We start from the raw sequence: 18,693 nt of genomic DNA, 5'->3' as shown, positions 1-18,693 counted from the left end.
TAGGTGATGTGTTACCAACATAACCTAGCGGCATAAACTAACGCAGCCTATTGTTAAACCAATAAAGCTGCGTATTAACTTTTCAAATCATCATCGAACTTGTCATACAAATAATGACCTAACAAAACTGTCTCAAAGTGAACAATTATATTGATACAGCTTTACCTTCTTCTCACTTTCCTAACTGCGCTGCGTTGGGAATAAATTTAATCAAATTGGTATGCCATGAATAACCTTATAACCTTAACATTAGATGACCAGCGACGGCTTACTGGCAAAAGCTTATTATGGAATAAACCCGGCGCGATTATTGATGCTTTTGTCTCAGGCATCGATAAGCAAACAGTCGTTGATCAGTGGTTAATTTACGTTAATCAGTTATTGGCAGCAGTCGATTGGCAAGATGAATCTACGTGTTATCGTATTTTTGAAGACGGCATAAGCCTTGCGATAAGTGCGCCAATGGATGCCTTGTATGCATCTTGCGATGTCAACGAAGCCGCATGGGATTTTGCGTGTAGCAAAATTTTAACCGGCAGTATAAGTGACACTCATCAACAAGAAATGGATAAAACCGTCACTCGTCTTAAACAAATGATTGCCGAAGAGGCTAACCCTGCTCTACTTAACTTAATAGATTTAGCCATAAATAATCATGTCGATTATTTAGTTGATGATGATGAGTTTTCGTTAGGTTACGGTAAAAGCTGTCAACGCTGGCCAGTGACATCATTACCAGATCCAACGCAGCTCAATTGGCAACACTACCAATCAATTCCTATTGCATTGGTCACTGGCACTAACGGAAAATCAACCACCGTGCGTATCATGTCTGAAATTATTAAGCAGTCTAATAAATGTTGCGGTGTCACCTCGACTGACTTTATTCGTGTTGGCGAAAAAATAATAGATTATGGTGATTATTCAGGACCCGGTGGTGCACGAATGTTACTTCGACATCCAGAAACCGAAACAGCCATTCTAGAAGTCGCGCGCGGCGGAATATTGCGCCGTGGCCTACCCATAGATCACGTTGATGCCGCATTAATTACCAACATAGCTGAAGACCATTTAGGGCAATATGGTATCAATACCGTAGCAGGGCTTGCACAAACCAAAGCGGTTGTAGCAAAAGCGCTAACTAGCGGTGTATTAGTGCTCAACGCTGATGATCCGTATTTAACAGCACTTGCACCAACATTAACCGTTAATAAATGTTGGTTTTCATTAAATGAAAATAATCCAGTACTTCAACAGCATAAAGCCATTGGTGGTGCTATTTGTTTCATCCGTGACGGCGCAATTTTTTATTGTACGCAAAATACCAGCACTGGCGAGCGCCTTGAATCGATGATCGTTGCCGTTAACGATATACCTATGACATTAAACGGCGCTGCCCGACATAATGTTCAAAATGCCTTAGGGGCGACCGCTTTAGCTAAGAGCTTACACATAGATAGCGCAGTGATTGGTCTTGCCTTGCAAAATTTTTCAAGTAATGTTGACGATAATCCGGGCCGCGGTAACCAATTTAAACTCAATGGCGCTTCGGTTATTATGGATTTTGCCCACAATGTTCATGGTATGAATGCCATGGCACTGACCATGGCCAATATACCAGCATCACGAAAGTTTTTGATGCTTAGTCATGCAGGTGATCGCAGCAATGACGATATTATTAAAATGACAAAATCAGCCTTAAAAATGAAACCTGATATATTGGTTGCGGCCGAAACTGTCGAGTACTTAAGAGGAAGAGAGCTTGGCGAAATATCAAATTTAATAGCTAAAGTAGCGATTGAAAGTGGTATGTCTGCCGATAACATCTATTTTTCAGAGGGTCCTTATCAAGGTGCGCAACAGATTGTTAATCAACTGTCAGCTAATGATTTAGCACTGTTAATCGTTTTATCTGAACGAAATAAAGTGATCGAGTTATTAACCAAAAAGGCAAATCAAACAGCAGGTATGTCGTAAACCATAAAATCATCAATAACATTGAATAATAGAGAACTTTAGAAAGCCGCTGAGTGATTTAAAAATAGCTCAGGCGGTTACTAAAGTTTACTTTTAAAAGACTAAAACAGCAGTTGCTGTTTTGAAAATCGATTGTGTTAGGTTTCATCGTTTAATTGCTTTGCGCTTTCCAGTAAATAAGGAGCAAGTGTGCTTTTAAAATCGAGTGTTGCCCCCAACTTATTGGCTAGCAGTATCATACCGGTAATTTTACGATTGACTAATGCAACTTCAAATATCGGAGATGCTATCGCTGTTTTATCGGTAATTAATGGCATACTAACCTCTCTAATTCGCTTAATCAGTTGTTGTTTTTTTAAGTTGTAGCCCGTATTACTTTGTAAACAATAACTAGCTTCAAAACACGTCTTTAGCACAATATCTATCGCGGTATCACTCATGTTATTGTCAACTAAACCAAGCGAATACAAGGCTGAACGCATGTCATTATTATCTTGACGCTGCATTGCATCAGCCATAGCAAGATAATGTACTGAGGTATGTTGAGAGAGCTGCCGGCAAGCGCCAAAATCAAGTAACACTATTTTTTGTGTATCGCTCTGATACAAGAAATTAGCAAAGTTGGGATCACTTTGCATAAGTTTATGCGTAAATAGCTCTTGGTAAGTTAAATCCATTAATTGGCTACAGACTAAATCAACAATACCAGCACTCATGTTACTAATATCAGTGATGGGAGAACCTTCGATATATTCCATCGTCAGTATATTTTTGTCCGTTAGCTCGTCAACAACAAAGGGCACAATAAAGCGAGGATCGTTACCCAGATTTTCACGATAAGTGTTAAGAAATTCCGCCTCCTGCAAATAATTAGCTTCAGCTTTAAGCTGTGCTTTTGCTTCAGCGAGCACGCTAGTCAAATCAATATGTTTAGGTAAAACGCCACTGAGTTTTAATAAATTCATGACGTTATCAATATCACTGTCAATGCTTTCTCTAACACCCGGGTACTGGACCTTAATCGCCAACTGACGACCATCCTTTAGTGTTGCCCGATGAACCTGACCAATACTTGCCGATGCGATGGGGGTAAATGAAAAATAACTAAATTGTTGATGCCAGTCTTTTGACCAAGACGCAGCCAAGGTTTTCAGTAGTTGCGCCTTAGGCATAGGGTCAGCTTCTTGGCGCAATCTTGAAAGAATAGGTTCCCATTCGATAGGCAGTAATTCACCGGCATCCATGGAGAGTAGTTGACCAAGTTTCATCGCCGCGCCGCGCATATGTGCTAAACGCTTGGTGATAGATATAGCGTTGTCAATATTACGTAAGGACTCAGTTAATGATGGACGTTGTCCACTGAGCATTTGTTTTGTCGCACCTTTAACAATATTACCGGCAACCGCTGAGGCCAAACCGCCCAACTTAGCGAGACGAGCAATTCTTCCGGAAGGTACTTTCCGCTCTTTACGTTTGTCGGTCATCGCAAAATGGCTTGGTTGGGCATGTTAACTATTACCTTAATGTTGTTTACTCTAGCCTCCATACTATTTATAGCAAGCGGTGAGAGGCAAGAATAAGATTAACAAAAATTAAGCCGGCAACCAATGACATTACAATCAAAAAAGACAGGTTACTTCAACACGTTCAATTACTAGCTTATTTTTAGGTATTTATGTATTTCGAAGACTAAGATAATGCGTCAATTAAACAGCATAGAAAGCCGTTCAGTCTCCTATAGCTAACGCTATAACATTATTTGGGATTGTATAGATTGATATGAAAGGATTTTAGAAAACCGCTTGATTATTATTAAAATAATCAAGCGGTCACTAGAATAGTTGAGTTGACCACATAAGCCGGGTTTTGTATCTCTTTCGAAAAAGAGTGACAATCATTCGTCTAGGCCTTAAATCGCTCTAAGGCTCAAGCAACCTACCCGGTTTCAACGCGAGCCACGCCATATGAAACCCTATTTGGTCTTGCTCCGGGTGGAGTTTACCCTGCAATTACTGTTACCAGCAATCCGGTGCGCTCTTACCGCACCCTTTCAGCCTTACCTGTGAAGTTCCTAGAAACAACCATCGGCGGTCTTCTCTCTGCTGCACTTGTCGTCGGCTCACGCCGCCCAGGCGTTACCTGGCACCCTGCTCATTGGAGCCCGGACTTTCCTCCCCCTCATACCTATATCTTCAGTTTACACATCTGATACAAGAATAAAGCAGCGATTGTCTGGTCAACTCGCCGCGCATTTTACCTGAATTACAAAAAAACGCCAATGGTTATTAATCTGACTAAAAAAACAAACCCGTATGAATACGTATGTAGACAATTGCTATCTATTTTCACAATTAGTTAACATCTAGTCAGGTCAAATAACAACCAAAAATATAATATTAATAAGGTTCAACAATGACAATAAATATAATAATTAAACAGAGTGCCAAATATCTACTGGCTTTAAGTACGCTTTTGCTCGCTTTTTATAGTCATGCAGATATTAACCACAGTAACCTCGGTGCAAAGTACAGCATTGATAATCAACAACTCAATTTTAGAATTTATTCTGCCACAGCAACAAAAATAGATCTTTACCTTTATGACCAAGCGATAGGTGCTGAAGAAGTCGCTCAATATTCTTTAAGTAAAGACAGCAATAATATTTGGTCTGTATCAATAGCAGCCAACAATTTAGACGTTCGGCTTAACGACACTATCTTTTATGGCTATCGTGCATGGGGAGCAAACTGGGCATACGAGACTGCATGGCAAAAAGGTAATAACGCTGGTTTTATCAGTGATGTTGATGCTCAAGGTAATCGCTTTAATCCGAATAAACTACTGAGTGACCCTTACGCTAAAGAACTAAGTCATGACAATTTAACACCTCAGTGGAATGACGGTACCATTTACGCGTCTGGTCAGAACTACCGTAATATCGACAGTGGCTTACAAGCACCAAAAGGTATATTACTTAAAAGCTCTACTCAATCTATCGGTATAAAACCAACCCGTGCGTTAAAAGATGATGTTATCTATGAAGTTAATGTGCGTGGCCTAACCAAAAATGACAATACAATTCCTGAACAGTTTCGTGGCACTTATCAAGGTGCAGCACTTAAAGCTGACTACTTAGCCGATTTAGGCATTACAGCTGTTGAATTTTTACCTGTACAGGAAACACAAAACGATACCAATGATGTCGCCACATCAACCGATGGTGATAATTATTGGGGTTACATGACCTTAAATTACTTTGCACCCGAACGTCGATACTCCAGTGATAAATCGGCTGGTGGCCCGACGAAAGAGTTCAAGGCTATGGTTAAAGCCTTTCATGACAAAGGCATCAAAGTTTTTATTGATGTTGTTTACAATCACACTGGTGAAGGTGGTGCATGGGTAAATGGTGATTCATCAACTTATAACCTTTATTCATGGCGTGGCTTAGACAATCCTACCTATTATTCTTTGACTAATGACAAGCAACATTCGTGGGACAATACGGGTGTTGGCGGAAATTACAATACCGTTAATCCTATTGCACAAAACCTGATTATTGATTCTTTAGATTATTGGCAAACAGAACTTGGCGTGGATGGTTTCCGCTTTGACTTAGCTTCGGTATTAGGTAACACCTGCGAACATGGCTGCTTTAATTATGACAAAATGGCCCCCTATACTGCACTAAATCGTATTATTAATGAGTTTACCGAACGTCCAACATGGGGCGGAAAAGGGACTGATTTTATTGCCGAACCATGGGCAATTGGCGGGAACTCATACCAAGTAGGTGGCTTTCCATCGGGTTGGTCTGAATGGAATGGCCAATATCGCGACACTATTCGTAAAGATCAAAATCAAATGGGTAGCGAAGATGTAACATTAGGCCAACTGGCTAATGCGCTTACAGGCTCAGCGTCATTATTCCAAGACGATGGCAGAGCGCCGTGGAATTCCGTTAACTTTATGGTTTCACACGATGGTTTTACCTTAAAAGATTTATATTCGTGTAACAGTAAAAATAACAATCAACCTTGGCCATTTGGCGCTTCAGATGGTGGCGAAAGCAGTAATCATAGCTGGGATCAAGGTTGGTATAATCAAGCACAAGAGCAACGCAAAGCGGCTAGAAACGGTTTTGCATTATTAATGCTTAGCGCTGGTACCCCAATGTTAACGGGCGGAGACGAATATTTACGTTCTATACAATGTAACAACAATCCCTACAACCTAGACTCAATTGCTAACTGGTTAAGCTTTGACTGGAATGCAGACCAAAACAACTTCAATAGTTTTGTTAAAGGTATGATTGAGTTTCGCAAAAATCATCCATCATTACGCCCTGCTAATTTTTATCAATCAACTGACACCAATGGCAATTTTATGGAGCAATTACGCTGGTTTAAACCAGACGGTAATCTTGCTAGTGGTGATTACTTTAATGATGCAAATAACCATGCTATTTCTTATCGTATAGATAGCTCTGAATTTAGTGAACCAACAGCTGCGATATACGTGGCTTATAACGGTTGGTCTGACAACGTGAACTTCACATTACCATGGCCAGGGGCAGGTAAAAATTGGTATCGAGTAACGGACACTTCAAATTGGAATGACGGCGCTAGTTCTGTAAAAGCGGCTGGTGCTGAAGAATTCATTGGGGGTGAATACACTTCTTATGGGCTTGGTGGTAGGGCAATACTAGTATTAATCGCAAAATAACAAACATAATAAACGGAATTAATAGGAAAAATATACATGAACATTAAACATATACTCGCTGCCTCAATATTGGCTTTAGCTTTTAACAGCCAAGCATCCTTAATAACGGTTGCAGAAGATAATGCAAATAACTATGGCAATCAATGGAGTGGAAATGGCGGTAAAGGCTTTGATGAATGGAATTTCATTACAGACAGCGCAAGTGGCAGTGCTGGTGGATTTCTTGCAAATAAAAGCACGCATAGTGACCTTAATCACATTGCTTCAAATCCAAGTGATAATGCGTGGGGTAGTTATGCAAATGGTGATGGTTTTAATCAGTTTGAAGCTTACCGAGGTTTTGCAGGGAACTCACTAACACAATCCGGTGATACCTTTAACGTATCCTTTGAGCATGGCGGAATTACTCAAGGTGGCTCTGTTGGTTTTGTGTTAAGAAATCAGAATATCCATAATACTATTGGCGATTATAACCAGCAAAGCCGCTTTGAATTTGGCTTTATTGGTGGTGGTCAACATTACAGTATTTTTGATGGGCAAGGTGTTATTGATACAGGTATCGATTATACCGATGCAGGACTTAATATAACATTCAGCCTATTAAGCGCTGATTTATACCAACTCGATATATTCAATGCATTTGATAATTCGTTTGTCCAAAGTCGAAATGGTTCATTAATGGGAAGTGGAAATATAGACAGTGTTTCTTTATACAACAGAGATGCTGGAAACGATAATGCCTATTTCAACAGTCTTTCAATTCAAACTAAACAATCAGTTTCAGTACCTGAACCAAGCAGTTATTTATTAATGATAATAGCATTTGGTTTATTATCGTTATCAAAGCGTAGTAAGCATAACTAATCGATCTTTATTAACTAAGTAATGAGAAAACTGAGCCTATATTTATTAAACCGAGCATAAACAAATAACTGCTCGGTTTGCTCTTTATAAAAGTTATTATCAAAACTGATCAAACAAAACTTGCTATTGTAAAAGGATCCAGCTTAATCTCTTTCTTTAATACATAACGCGCTAAAGGCGACATGCACACCATTTGTCCAACCGAAACCTTCTTGTACATCATACTCTCCGCCTTCGGCTTTATGGCTTTGCTGACATACATTATATTTTTCCATTATTTTTCCTGTTTGCTGAAAATACGACTCTACCGTATTAAGCCAACGGTTCTTAATGGTTAGTGCTAAGCATTGTTTTTCATATTTAATTAGGCCTTGAACAGCAAACCAATGTAATGGCGCCCAACCATTTGGTGAATCCCATTGCTGGCCTGTTTCAATAGCAGTCGTGATTAAACCGCCTCGCTGTAAAAATTCATTTTCAATCACCTTACTAACTTGGTCAACTTGTTTCGCATCAGCTAACTCAACAAACAAAGGTAATACTCCGGCTAATGATTTTACTGAGCTATAAGATTTTTTATCTAGATCATAGTCCATGTAAAAACCATCATTTTCTGACCACATATAACGCTGTATTGCTGCTTTTCTTGTTGCCGCATAATCTTTATAAACAAGGCTGGACGCTTCATTCCCCAGTATTTCATAGAACTTAGCGAGTAATTCTTCCTGCTTGTACAATAAGCAATTCAAGTCAACTGGTAGAATCCGTGTGGTTCTAATAGACGCTAATGAATTTTCATCACCTAACCAGCGTGAGCTAAAATCCCATCCTGATTCGCATGCTGCACGAATATTACGATAGAAAGATTCAGGATCTTCAGGCATTAATTCCTGACATAATTCAATGTCTTCACGATATGATTCGGCACGAGGAGCAGCATTATCATCCCAATATCGATTCAAGAAACTTCCGTCGGGCATTTTAATGATTCGTCTAGACTCAAATTGTTCATCTGTCTCCAATGCCTTACCTTGCATCCAGAACTTATATTCTGTTTCAATGGCTTTAATATGAGTTGTTATAAATTGCTGTTTATTTTGTTGAAAAGGCAAAAGTAACTCAACTAACAAGCCTAAAATAGGAGGCTGCGAACGAGATAGATAATAACTTCTATTACCATTAGGAATACAACCATAGTTTGATTGTAATTCTAAGAAGTTACTCAACATAGATTCAGCTAAAGCAATATTTCCTGACTCAACCAAACCTAATGCAGTAAAGTAGCTGTCCCAGTAATATATCTCCCTAAATCTACCTCCTGGCACTATGTAAGGATTTTTCAGAGGTAACAAAGAGCCTACAGCATTGGGATCAGCTTCCTTTTTTAAAACGGTCCATAGTGAATCAATGTGTTCGGCGATACTCGTTTTTACGTTTTCTGAACGTATTTCTTCATGCTCAACAATATCAAAACACTCTGTGATAAAAGCTTCTAAATTGAATGAAGACTTATGTTTTTTTTCAGTTTTATACTTCTGTAAAATTTCCATAAAAGCAGTTTTAGGAATAGCATCAGTAAAAGTTTTGCTGTCGGCAAACAAACCACTCATTTGCACATCTTTGAATAATTCACTTTCAAAAAAATGTAAACTTTCTTTAGTTTGTTGATTTAATAATTCGGTATTCATCATGGGATAACCTTGTTGTTATTTCTTTAAACAGAATGCTTCGCAGTTGCGACTTTAAAAAAATACAAACTAGCGACGAGAAGTCCCATAGGTATTAATGAGAGATAAAAGGCTTGTTGACCACCGAGTGCTTCAAAAGAATAACCGGTAATAATAGAACCTGTAGTACCACCGAGTGCAGAAAACACCACAATGAGTCCAGTCATTGATGAGTGCTTTGCACGCGCTAAACTACTTAGCATCACTGAATTGAGTACAGGATAAATAGGCGCCATCATTAAACCAATTAACGGGAGAAGATAAGCGACGGCTGGAGCATCAAAAACACTGGTGACTAAACCCGTCGTCGGGTCTTGTGTTAATGGCAGTAGTAATAGAATAATTAATGCCATCCCTGCTAAACAAATATTCAAAAAGGTATACCAATTTAGGTAACGTAGAATTTGCCCAGCTAATAATCGACCTAATGCTAATGCAGCGGCAAAGATACTCGTCATCTGTACACTAATATTGGTGGGTAAACCTAAGACTTCACTATTGAACGTAGGTAGCCAAGTGCCGATCCCTTGTTCAATTAATACATAAAGAAATATAGAGATGACAAAGATAAGCACCAAAGGCTGATAACTCATTTTTATCATTTCAACAAAGTCACTAAATATACTTGTTGATGTTAAAGACTGCTCAGCTTTGCTAATCGAAGAAAAGCTCACTAACACTAAGGTTAATAAAGACATAACGGCTAGCACATAATAAACATTCATCCATTGCGTAGACTCTGCCGAATTGCCATCAATATAAAAACTGAATAACCAATAGCCCGATAAACTGCCGAGCATAAAAATACCTTCTATGGTGTTAAGCAGTGAAGAGTGAGATTTTACTGAATGTGTTAACTGACCAATAATGGAATAAACTGATATTTTGACTAAGGCAAACGAAACACCTATACAGGCGAATAGGAGTTTGATCACTAGAAAGTTACCAATAACTGGCGTTAAGAAACAAGCGATGGTAACTATGGCTAAACCTACAGCCAGCGCAATTTTATATCCAATTCGTGGAATAACTGATGCCACAAAAAAAGAAACAAACGCGATAGATAAATCTTTAAAACCTTCTAATGTACTCGCTTGCGGTTTGCTTATATCAAAGCTATTTATTGACTGAAGAATGACAGTACCTACGCTATTAAGCAGAATAGCAAAAACGAAATAGCTTGCAGCAATTGCACTTATGGTAATAAAACGCGACATAAATAAACTCATTATTTGATAATTAAGTTTAGTCTATAATCAAAAGCGCACGAATGCAAACGTTTGCATTCGTGCGCTAATAATAAGAGGATTTAACGATTATTAGATAGAGCGGGTAGAGTTTCGTGCAATTAACTCAATATCCATAACAACCGATTTTGCTTTTCCGCCACTAAACTGAACTAATAACTGTTCCACCATAATTTTAGCCGCCGATTTAGTATTTTGTTTAATCGTGGTAAGTGACGGGTGAAAAAGCTCAGCCATCGCTATATCATCAAATCCTACAATACCAACATCATTTGGAATACTGACATAACGCTCTTTCAACGCTTTCAACGCTCCAAGTGCCACCATATCGCTTGATGCAACAATGCCATCAAAAAACAGCCCCTTTTCAAGAACAAGATCGCCGATTCTTTCGTAAGCCACTTTACTGGTTATATCACACGCTAATGTTAATTCATCACTAATATTAATATCATACTCTTTTAGTGCACGCCCATAGCCCTTATAGCGTTCACTCATTTCTGCATGTTCAGGATCTCCAAGAAACAAAATACGTTTGCAACCGGTATTTATTAAATGTTCCGTCGCTAAATATCCACCTAGCTCATTATTACTGCCGACAACGGCATAGTTCGCGTGCCCTTTTGGATCGCCCCACACAACAAGTGGTGCATTAGATTCAGCCACCTTTTCAATTTTTTCCGTGCTTTTACCTTGCCCAATAACAATAATGCCATCAGCGCGACTACTTCCTATGAAGTAATTAGCCCAATCTTGTGTTGCCATAAAAGAATTCGACAACAGTAATTCATAGCCACTTTGATTAAGTGCTTGGTTTAAATCGCCCACCACTTTGAGTAAAAAAGGGTCACTAATACTTTGATCGGTATTGTCAGTTAAGTTTAAAATTACCGCGACAACATTGGTTTTTTGCGTGCGTAAACGGCTAGCAGCTCTATTTAAGCTAAAATTATGTTCACTCGCTAATGCTTGTAATTTTTCACGTGTTTCTTTTTTTATCAAAGGGTTATCATTCAAAGCCCTTGATACCGTTGACGTTGATACACCTGCTAGTTTAGCCAGCCCTGCCAAAGTAAGTTTGTTTGCGTTAGCCAATTCCGTTTATTTCCAAAATTAATAAAATATAAATGCCGAGGAAGTATTACATATCTAGCTAGTATTGCAATTGAAAGCACAACAATGCAAACGTTTGCAAAAACAACTTGCAAACGTTTGCATTCATCTTTATATTAATTATGGGGAAGGAAATATCAATAAATATAACTAATAACTGATATGGCACTGCTAATATTGGTATAAGAGGGAAAAATACATGACTACTAACTTCAAACTATCTACCATTGCGATAGTTGTCGCATTAAGCTGCCAAGTGAGTTCAAGCTTTGCGGCAGAGAAAACATCAACAAAAAATAAAAATGCTAATATCGAAAAAATTGTTGTTACGGGTACTTTCAGCGGTAAAAGCGTTGCTAAGGAAGAAGCAAGCTTTGCTGTTAGTTCTTTTTCTGAAGACGACATGATAAAAATAGCACCTAAAAGTACCGCTGATCTTTTTAAAGCAATTCCTGGTGTTTGGGCTGAAAGCTCGGGTGGCGTTGCCGGTGCCAATGTATTTGTTCGCGGCTTTCCAGGTGCAAGTGACGCACCATACCTTACAATTCAGCTGCAAGGCGCTCCTATTTTCCCACCACCAACACTTAGTTTCCTAGAAAATTCAAGCATATTTCGCTTAGACGATACTATTGAATTTATGGAAGCACTTCGTGGCGGCACAAACCCAGTAATATCAAATGGTCAGCCAGGCTTAACCACTAACTTTTTATTAAAAGAAGGCTCTGAATATACTGAAGGTTCAATTAAATATTCAACATCCGATTACGGCTTACAACGTGTAGATAGCGTAATAAGTGGTCGCTTAGCTGATGATTTATACTTCATGGTTGGTGGCTATATTAAAAGCTCACCTGGCGCTCGTGACGCAGGTTTTAATGCTGAAGAAGGTAATCAATTTACTATTAACATTACTAAAAAGTTAGACAACGGTAAAATTAATATTTATACCCGTCAAACTGATGATCATGGTACTTGGTATGTACCCGCACCTATCACTGTTGATGGCGTAGACAATAACTATACGCAAATTGGCACTAATAATCGTCTGCAAAAAATTGAGTTTGGTGATGGAGAATCTAAAGTTTTTGATTTTGGTAAAGGCCGAGGCTGGAATGGCGCAGTATCTGGCGGTAGCATTGATTTAACCCTTGATAATGGTTGGGGTCTTGTTGATCGTTTCTCTTACACCAAAGGTGATGCTGATACCTATGGCTTAGTACCACAAGGTGGAGCGGTTAAGTTATCAACGGTTGCTGATAATGGCGAATCGGCCATTGGTGTGGTTACTGGTACTCAATATAATGGTAATACCGACGTTCAAATGATTGGTGGTTGGGTCGTTCTCAAAGAAATTGAAGCATTTACTAATGACTTTGCTTTAACTAAAACATTTGATAAAGGCAGTGTAACGGGTGGTTTTTATAATTCTACATTTTCATCTACCGATTGGTGGTCATTAGGTAATCAGTCTTATCATGTGGTAGAACAAGGTGGCGAAAACCTGACAGGTATTGACTGTAATGACAATGCCGACCACTGTAGTTGGAGTTACGACATCAATAGCATTGGTGATGGCAAAACTACCGCATTTTATGCTGCTGCATCTTATGAAATTTCAGATGTTTTAACTATCGATAGTGGTGTACGTCGTGAGAATCATGAAATTGAATATACGCTTGATACGGGCTTAGACGGTAGTATTGATCAGGTAGCCTCTTTTGATGAGTCAAGTACTTCATGGACTGTTGGTGCAAACTGGATGTTTACAGAGAAACAAGGAATTTTTGCTCGTATTAGTGACGGTAGCAAAATGCCTTTCTTTGATAATTTAAGAGAAGGTCAAACTGAAGTTCAAGAAGTTGCTCAATATGAATTAGGTTATAAACACTCAGCGGATAACTTTAGCCTTTATGCTACAGGTTTTTTCAACGAAGTGACTGGTGATTCTTTCGTTGCTATTCCAGGCCAACCAGCACAAGTAACGACCAATGAAGCTTATGGAGTAGAGATTGATTTTAATTTCTTCACCGATAATGGCTTCTCTGTTGCCGTAGGTGCGACGCTTCAAAAAACTGAGCTTACAGAGTCTAGCAACCCTGATAATGTCGGTAATCAAGCACAAAGATTACCAAACTGGCAGGTACGTATCACGCCAAGCTACGATCTTGAGTTTGACAATGGCATGTACGGCACAGTATACGGTACAGTTTCTTCGGCAGACGACCGTTTCAGTGATCCAGAGAATACTGATGCGCTAATATTAGAAGGTTATACGAAAATTGATTTTGGTGTCATTCTAAACCTTACTGACGAAGTTAAAATGCAATTAGCGGTGAACAACCTTACTGATGAAGAAGGTTTAACAGAAGCAGATCCGCGCGGAACTTCTGGTCTGTTGGATAATGGCCGTTATATCATAGGTCGTACAATTGATTTTAACGTGAGTTATCAGTTCTAGTTTGACGGTACGTTTGAGCGATTAGCAAAAAGCCAGCTTATATTATTAGCTGGCTTTTTATATTTATTTAATTATCATTTACTCGTACTATTTAAAATAAGCGTATTAGTGGGAGTAAACGACCTAAACTTGGTCTTCCTTCATTGAAAGGGCAATCTCATATAAAGCGTTTTTCTTCACACCATAAATTTCAGCAGTAATTGCACAAGCTTTTTTAGGTTTCATTTCTTCCAATAATAACTTCAATGTGTCAATCGCTTTTGCGGGTATCACATTGGCGTCAATTTTTTTGCCTTCTATGATTAAAACCATTTCACCTTTTAACTGATTTGGATCTTCTTTTAACCAAGCTAGTAAGTTTTCAGCAGTATCTGAGTGGACGGTCTCGAACGTTTTTGTTAACTCACGAGAAATAACCACCTGACGGTCTCCACCCAATACTTTGACAATATCTTCAACGGTATCAATTGCTCTACGTGGCGCATCATAGAACACCATAGTGCGCGGTTCTTCTAATAAGTTTGCTAACGTTGATTGTCTAGCACCTGATTTTGAAGGAAGAAAACCTTCAAATGAAAAGCGATCTGTGGGTAAACCCGCGACAGATAGAGCAGCAATTGCTGCACAAGCACCCGGAATAGGAGAAACAGGTAAATTAAGTTGTCGGCAATGGCGAACCAAATGAAAACCAGGATCACTGATTAAGGGAGTTCCGGCATCTGAAACCAGTGCAATGCTTTTGCCTTCTTGTAAAAGTGTTGCTACATAGTCTTGACGTTGGCGTTCATTATGGTCATGTAATGATAATGTTTTGTTTTTGATAGAATAAGCAGATAATAATCTTTGAGTATGGCGAGTATCTTCACAGGCAATAATATCCACATGAGTTAACACATCAAGTGCGCGTTGACTGATGTCGGTTAAATTTCCGATGGGTGTGGCGACGATGTAAAGCGTGCCTGATTCTACAAATACTGACGACATAATGAATACTTAAGTTGAGACTGATGAAGATGAAGTTTATTATAAAGCTAACTAATAAAGTACGGATTTATCGCTGGTGAGCCAAACTAATTTTTTGTTTTCTAAAAAAAGCACTTTTTATCGAATTACTACACTCTTTTCTGTCGTTCTATTAACAACGACATTATTGACAAGTTGCGGTACTTCCAAAAATATTGCCGCCAATAAAGGCGCAATCGACTCTCGAAATCAACCATTAGCGAGTGCCAATAATAAAATAACCTCACAACAGTTGCTGTCGGCTGCACAAACACAAGAAGTAAAAACAGCAATCGCCACACTTATTGATGCTAGTGAATTACTGATTGGTGAGGAGAGTTATAATCAAGCACTATGGTTATCTGAGCAACTCACAACATTGACTGACAATTCACAAGACAATTACCGTCTAGCATTGGTAAGTGCAGAAAGTTTACTTAAGCTAAATGAGGTTGAATTAGCCTTTAAGCAGCTTGAAGTTGCTAATAAAATTTCAACCGATAATAACGCTATTCATCGCGAAAACTACTACTTCTTACTGGCTGATATACAGCAGCGTAGAGCATTAGAAATTAGTGCGGTCAACGCTAAATTGCATTGGTTTTCCAGCAGTTCAAATACAGACGTTGATGATATTTATGGGCTATGGCAAGCATTAAGTTTACTGTCTACTTGGCAAGTCAGCCAATTAGCAGAGCTTGACCCGCCTTATATTAAAGGTTGGCAACAACTATTAACTTACGCGCATAAATTTGGCGGTGATATTAACCGCTTTGATGCTTACTTAAGTCAGTGGCAAGGTGATTTTTCTGCGCACCCCGCACAAGCGATTATTGAAACATTAAGAAGAACAGAACAAAGCCCACAAGCACTTATTGAAAATATTGCTATTATTTTACCCCTTTCCGGTAAACAAGCGTCTGCAGGGAAAGCTGCCCAGCAAGGGATCCTAGCCGCTTATAGTAATATTCCCAATAAAAACTTAACCTTTATCGATGCTGATACACTTGACTGGACCTTATTAAATGAACAGCTAATCGCCTTAGATAGTCATTTTATTATTGGTCCTTTGCTTAAAAATAATGTTGATAAGTTCCTTGCCCAAGGTGAAATTTTGCTACCTAGCTTATTGCTTAACACCCCAAAAGTTCAGCAACGGAGCGCAGAGCAATTCATTCTGTCGATGCGTCCAGAAGACGAAGCTTACCAAGCAGCAACAACATTGAGTCGAAAAAATTATCGCTCACCAGTCATACTCAGCCACCGAGATACCGCCAGTAAAAGAATTGCCCGAGCCTTTAGCAAACAATGGCAACTGATTAACGGCTATGCTCCTGAAGTTGTTTATTTCGAAAAAGGCAAAATGATGCAAGAGCAACTCAAAGCTAGCTTAGAGGTTGATAGTAGCCAAGCCCGTATCAAGGATTTGAAAATAAGAGTAAAACAGAGTATCGATTCAGAGCCAAGAAATCGCCGTGACATCGATATGTTTTACTTAGTGGGTTCACCGGCACAAACAAAATTACTAAAACCGTACATTGATGTTAATACCAGTCCTTTTGCTACTATTATCCCGGTTTATGCTAGCTCTCGCAGTCATAGCAGTAAACAAGATTCAAGTAAGCATAATGATCTTCGTAACCTTATATTTACCGAAATGCCTTGGCTATTAAGTAGCCAACAACAAAATGCTCAATTAGCTGATTTGAGTAAAACGCTTTGGCCAAGTCGCACTGACTCTTTACAACGCATCTTTGCCATGGGTTATGACAGCCTATATTTAGTCGATAAACTGCCGCTAATGAAACAAAAACCCTATGTTCGTCATTATGGTCAAACCGGTATATTAAAATTAAACAGTAATAACACCCTAACGCGAAGCTTATTGTGGGGCATATATCAAGATGGCGAGGTCGCTGAAATTGCCATGGACTAAGCCAGTTACGACTAAAAAAACTGGCGATATTACCGAAAGGTACGCGGGAGATTTTTTGGTGGCACAAGGCTTAATTATTGAAGAAAAAAACTACACCTGCCGGTTAGGTGAAATTGATATAATCGTCAAAGATGCTGACACTTATGTCTTTGTCGAAGTAAAATATCGTGCTTCGATGTCGTTTGGTGGTGCTATTTCAGCAATATCAACGAAAAAACAGCAAAAAATTAGGAAAACAGCTGCAATTTATCTGCAACAATGTGGTTTAAACGAATATAATACTTCTTGTCGATTTGATGTTATTGCTTTACAAGGTAATATAAACAATCTCGATATTACCTGGCTAAAAAACGCCTTTTAGAGTCAATAAACGGAGCTAATTTCATTTATGTTAGAACGGATCAAAAGCAACTTTACCGAAAGTATCCAAACCAAAATTGCCGCCAGTGAATTACTAGCAGGCCCTATTGAGCATGCTGGTATGATAATGGTGCAAAGCTTATTGGCTGGTAATAAAATACTTGCCTGTGGTAACGGCGGTTCAGCCGGTGATGCACAGCACTTTTCAGCCGAGTTATTAAACCGCTATGAAACTGAACGACCACCTTTGCCGGCAATAGCCTTAACAACCGACACGTCGACGATTACTTCTATCGGGAATGATTATTCCTTTGATGAAATATTTTCTAAACAAGTGCGAGCATTAGGTAATAATGGTGACGTTTTACTCGCTATTTCAACCAGTGGTAATTCTCGCAATGTCATAAAAGCGATTGAAGCAGCAGTATCTCGCGACATTCCTATTATCGCATTAACCGGCGGTGATGGTGGTGATATTGCAGGTTTACTGGGCGAAAACGATGTAGAAATACGTGTACCTTCTTCACGTACGGCTAGAATTCAAGAAGTACATTTAGTGGTAATACATTGCTTATGCGATATTATTGACACGACTTTATTTCCTCAAGATGCCAATTAATATGATGCGAAAAAAATTATTAATAACCCTAGCAAGTATTGTACTTTTGCAAGGGTGTGTTGCTGCTGCTGTTGTTACTATTGTCGGTGGAGCATCTGCTGCTACCGATGAGCGTAGTATTGGTACACAGTTGGACGACCAAAAAATTGAATTTGAGGCCAATGCTAAGCTTGGCAAACATCAAGCCCTCGAAGACAACACTAATCTACAAGTGATCAGTGTTAACGGTAGTGTCTTAGTTATCGGGCAAGTGCCCAATACCTATTTACGCGATCTGGCGATAAAATCGATTAATGAAGTTAAACAAATTGTTCAGCTACATAATCAAATTCGTATCAGTAATACCACTTCTATTACGACCAGAAGTAATGATGTTTGGTTAACATCTAAGGTTAAAGCGGCTCTTTTTGGCAGTGACAACATCGATGCGACTAATATTAAAGTGGTTACTGAAAATGGCGAAGTATTTTTAATGGGCTTAATAACACAAGCACAAGCTAATGAAGCCGTAGAGATAGCCCGTAATGTTAGCGGCGTCAATCGTGTATTCAAAATATTTGAATACATTTAACGATAAGTTACTTACCATCGCGCTCATAAAAAAAGCTTCACAAGTTAATACTTGTGAAGCTTTTTTATTATTTGCTGCTTGCCATAATAACGAC

13 protein-coding genes and 1 other RNA gene are annotated in these 18,693 nt (G+C 38.9%); 8 read left to right on the top strand and 6 right to left on the bottom strand.

Annotation, left to right across the window (positions count from 1 at the left end):
- Positions 1-225 precede the first annotated feature (225 nt).
- Positions 226-1,977 carry a Mur ligase family protein gene (locus H4J75_RS07520; RefSeq protein WP_220465262.1) on the top strand — a complete coding sequence of 584 codons (1,752 nt, stop codon included), beginning with the start codon at positions 226-228 and terminating at the stop codon, positions 1,975-1,977.
- A 137-nt stretch (positions 1,978-2,114) separates the two neighbouring features.
- Here the strand turns inward: H4J75_RS07520 and H4J75_RS07515 are convergent, their stop codons facing one another.
- The gene (locus H4J75_RS07515) at positions 2,115-3,461 is read right to left on the bottom strand and encodes an AarF/ABC1/UbiB kinase family protein (RefSeq protein WP_182213676.1); all 1,347 of its coding nucleotides are present in this window, start codon (positions 3,459-3,461) and stop codon (positions 2,115-2,117) included.
- A 354-nt stretch (positions 3,462-3,815) separates the two neighbouring features.
- An RNA gene (gene rnpB, locus H4J75_RS07510) (RNase P RNA component class A) lies at positions 3,816-4,221 on the bottom strand.
- Between the two features lie 168 nt (positions 4,222-4,389).
- Between rnpB and H4J75_RS07505 the strand changes: the two genes are divergently transcribed.
- Together H4J75_RS07505 and H4J75_RS07500 are read left to right on the top strand one after the other, a co-directional pair.
- Positions 4,390-6,702: an isoamylase gene (locus H4J75_RS07505; RefSeq protein WP_182221771.1), complete on the top strand. Its 2,313-nt coding sequence runs from the start codon at positions 4,390-4,392 to the stop codon at positions 6,700-6,702.
- 36 nt (positions 6,703-6,738) lie between these two features.
- Positions 6,739-7,566, top strand: a complete 828-nt coding sequence (locus tag H4J75_RS07500; RefSeq protein WP_182221770.1) for a PEP-CTERM sorting domain-containing protein — start codon at positions 6,739-6,741, stop codon at positions 7,564-7,566.
- A 143-nt stretch (positions 7,567-7,709) separates the two neighbouring features.
- On the opposite strand, the gene treF is transcribed toward H4J75_RS07500, so the two are convergent.
- The 3 genes from treF to H4J75_RS07485 form a co-directional block, all read right to left on the bottom strand.
- A complete protein-coding gene (gene treF / locus H4J75_RS07495; protein WP_259366351.1) occupies positions 7,710-9,257 on the bottom strand; it encodes an alpha,alpha-trehalase TreF in 1,548 nt (515 codons plus the stop codon).
- Between the two features lie 23 nt (positions 9,258-9,280).
- Positions 9,281-10,510, bottom strand: coding sequence for a sugar MFS transporter (locus H4J75_RS07490; protein ID WP_182221769.1), 1,230 nt, complete (start codon positions 10,508-10,510; stop codon positions 9,281-9,283).
- Between the two features lie 102 nt (positions 10,511-10,612).
- A complete protein-coding gene (locus tag H4J75_RS07485; protein WP_182213678.1) occupies positions 10,613-11,635 on the bottom strand; it encodes a LacI family DNA-binding transcriptional regulator in 1,023 nt (340 codons plus the stop codon).
- Between the two features lie 217 nt (positions 11,636-11,852).
- Between H4J75_RS07485 and H4J75_RS07480 the strand changes: the two genes are divergently transcribed.
- On the top strand, positions 11,853-14,111 hold the full coding sequence (locus H4J75_RS07480; protein WP_182221768.1) for a TonB-dependent receptor: 2,259 nt from the start codon (positions 11,853-11,855) through the stop codon (positions 14,109-14,111).
- Between the two features lie 123 nt (positions 14,112-14,234).
- On the opposite strand, the gene rsmI is transcribed toward H4J75_RS07480, so the two are convergent.
- On the bottom strand, positions 14,235-15,095 hold the full coding sequence (rsmI, locus tag H4J75_RS07475; RefSeq protein ID WP_182213680.1) for a 16S rRNA (cytidine(1402)-2'-O)-methyltransferase: 861 nt from the start codon (positions 15,093-15,095) through the stop codon (positions 14,235-14,237).
- 76 nt (positions 15,096-15,171) lie between these two features.
- On the opposite strand from rsmI, the gene H4J75_RS07470 reads away from it, so the two are divergent.
- From H4J75_RS07470 to dolP, 4 genes are read left to right on the top strand one after another with little or no spacing between them, the layout of a single operon-like run.
- On the top strand, positions 15,172-17,049 hold the full coding sequence (locus tag H4J75_RS07470) for a penicillin-binding protein activator (RefSeq protein ID WP_182221767.1): 1,878 nt from the start codon (positions 15,172-15,174) through the stop codon (positions 17,047-17,049).
- Positions 17,036-17,410, top strand: coding sequence for a YraN family protein (locus tag H4J75_RS07465; RefSeq protein WP_259366350.1), 375 nt, complete (start codon positions 17,036-17,038; stop codon positions 17,408-17,410). Before H4J75_RS07470 ends, H4J75_RS07465 begins: the two co-directional genes overlap by 14 nt.
- Positions 17,411-17,437: 27 nt before the next feature.
- Positions 17,438-18,028 (top strand): phosphoheptose isomerase, encoded by a 591-nt coding sequence (locus tag H4J75_RS07460; protein ID WP_070375790.1) that lies wholly within the window; start codon positions 17,438-17,440, stop codon positions 18,026-18,028.
- Between the two features lie 4 nt (positions 18,029-18,032).
- Positions 18,033-18,599 carry a division/outer membrane stress-associated lipid-binding lipoprotein gene (dolP, locus tag H4J75_RS07455; protein ID WP_182213870.1) on the top strand — a complete coding sequence of 189 codons (567 nt, stop codon included), beginning with the start codon at positions 18,033-18,035 and terminating at the stop codon, positions 18,597-18,599.
- The last annotated feature ends 94 nt before the right edge of the window (positions 18,600-18,693 follow it).

Origin of the sequence: Colwellia sp. BRX10-1 (assembly GCF_014077545.1) — a bacterium.
Lineage (GTDB): Bacteria > Pseudomonadota > Gammaproteobacteria > Enterobacterales > Alteromonadaceae > Colwellia_A.
This window is presented reverse-complemented; position numbering and strand designations above follow the sequence as displayed.

What these genes read in the sequence shown, in the direction of transcription:
- H4J75_RS07520 (WP_220465262.1), top strand. Translation starts at nt 226, where the DNA reads ATGAATAACCTTATAACCTTAACATTAGATGACCAGCGACGGCTTACT.
- H4J75_RS07515 (WP_182213676.1), bottom strand. Translation starts at nt 3,461, where the DNA reads ATGACCGACAAACGTAAAGAGCGGAAAGTACCTTCCGGAAGAATTGCT.
- H4J75_RS07505 (WP_182221771.1), top strand. Translation starts at nt 4,390, where the DNA reads ATGACAATAAATATAATAATTAAACAGAGTGCCAAATATCTACTGGCT.
- H4J75_RS07500 (WP_182221770.1), top strand. Translation starts at nt 6,739, where the DNA reads ATGAACATTAAACATATACTCGCTGCCTCAATATTGGCTTTAGCTTTT.
- treF (WP_259366351.1), bottom strand. Translation starts at nt 9,257, where the DNA reads ATGATGAATACCGAATTATTAAATCAACAAACTAAAGAAAGTTTACAT.
- H4J75_RS07490 (WP_182221769.1), bottom strand. Translation starts at nt 10,510, where the DNA reads ATGTCGCGTTTTATTACCATAAGTGCAATTGCTGCAAGCTATTTCGTT.
- H4J75_RS07480 (WP_182221768.1), top strand. Translation starts at nt 11,853, where the DNA reads ATGACTACTAACTTCAAACTATCTACCATTGCGATAGTTGTCGCATTA.
- rsmI (WP_182213680.1), bottom strand. Translation starts at nt 15,095, where the DNA reads ATGTCGTCAGTATTTGTAGAATCAGGCACGCTTTACATCGTCGCCACA.
- H4J75_RS07460 (WP_070375790.1), top strand. Translation starts at nt 17,438, where the DNA reads ATGTTAGAACGGATCAAAAGCAACTTTACCGAAAGTATCCAAACCAAA.
- dolP (WP_182213870.1), top strand. Translation starts at nt 18,033, where the DNA reads ATGCGAAAAAAATTATTAATAACCCTAGCAAGTATTGTACTTTTGCAA.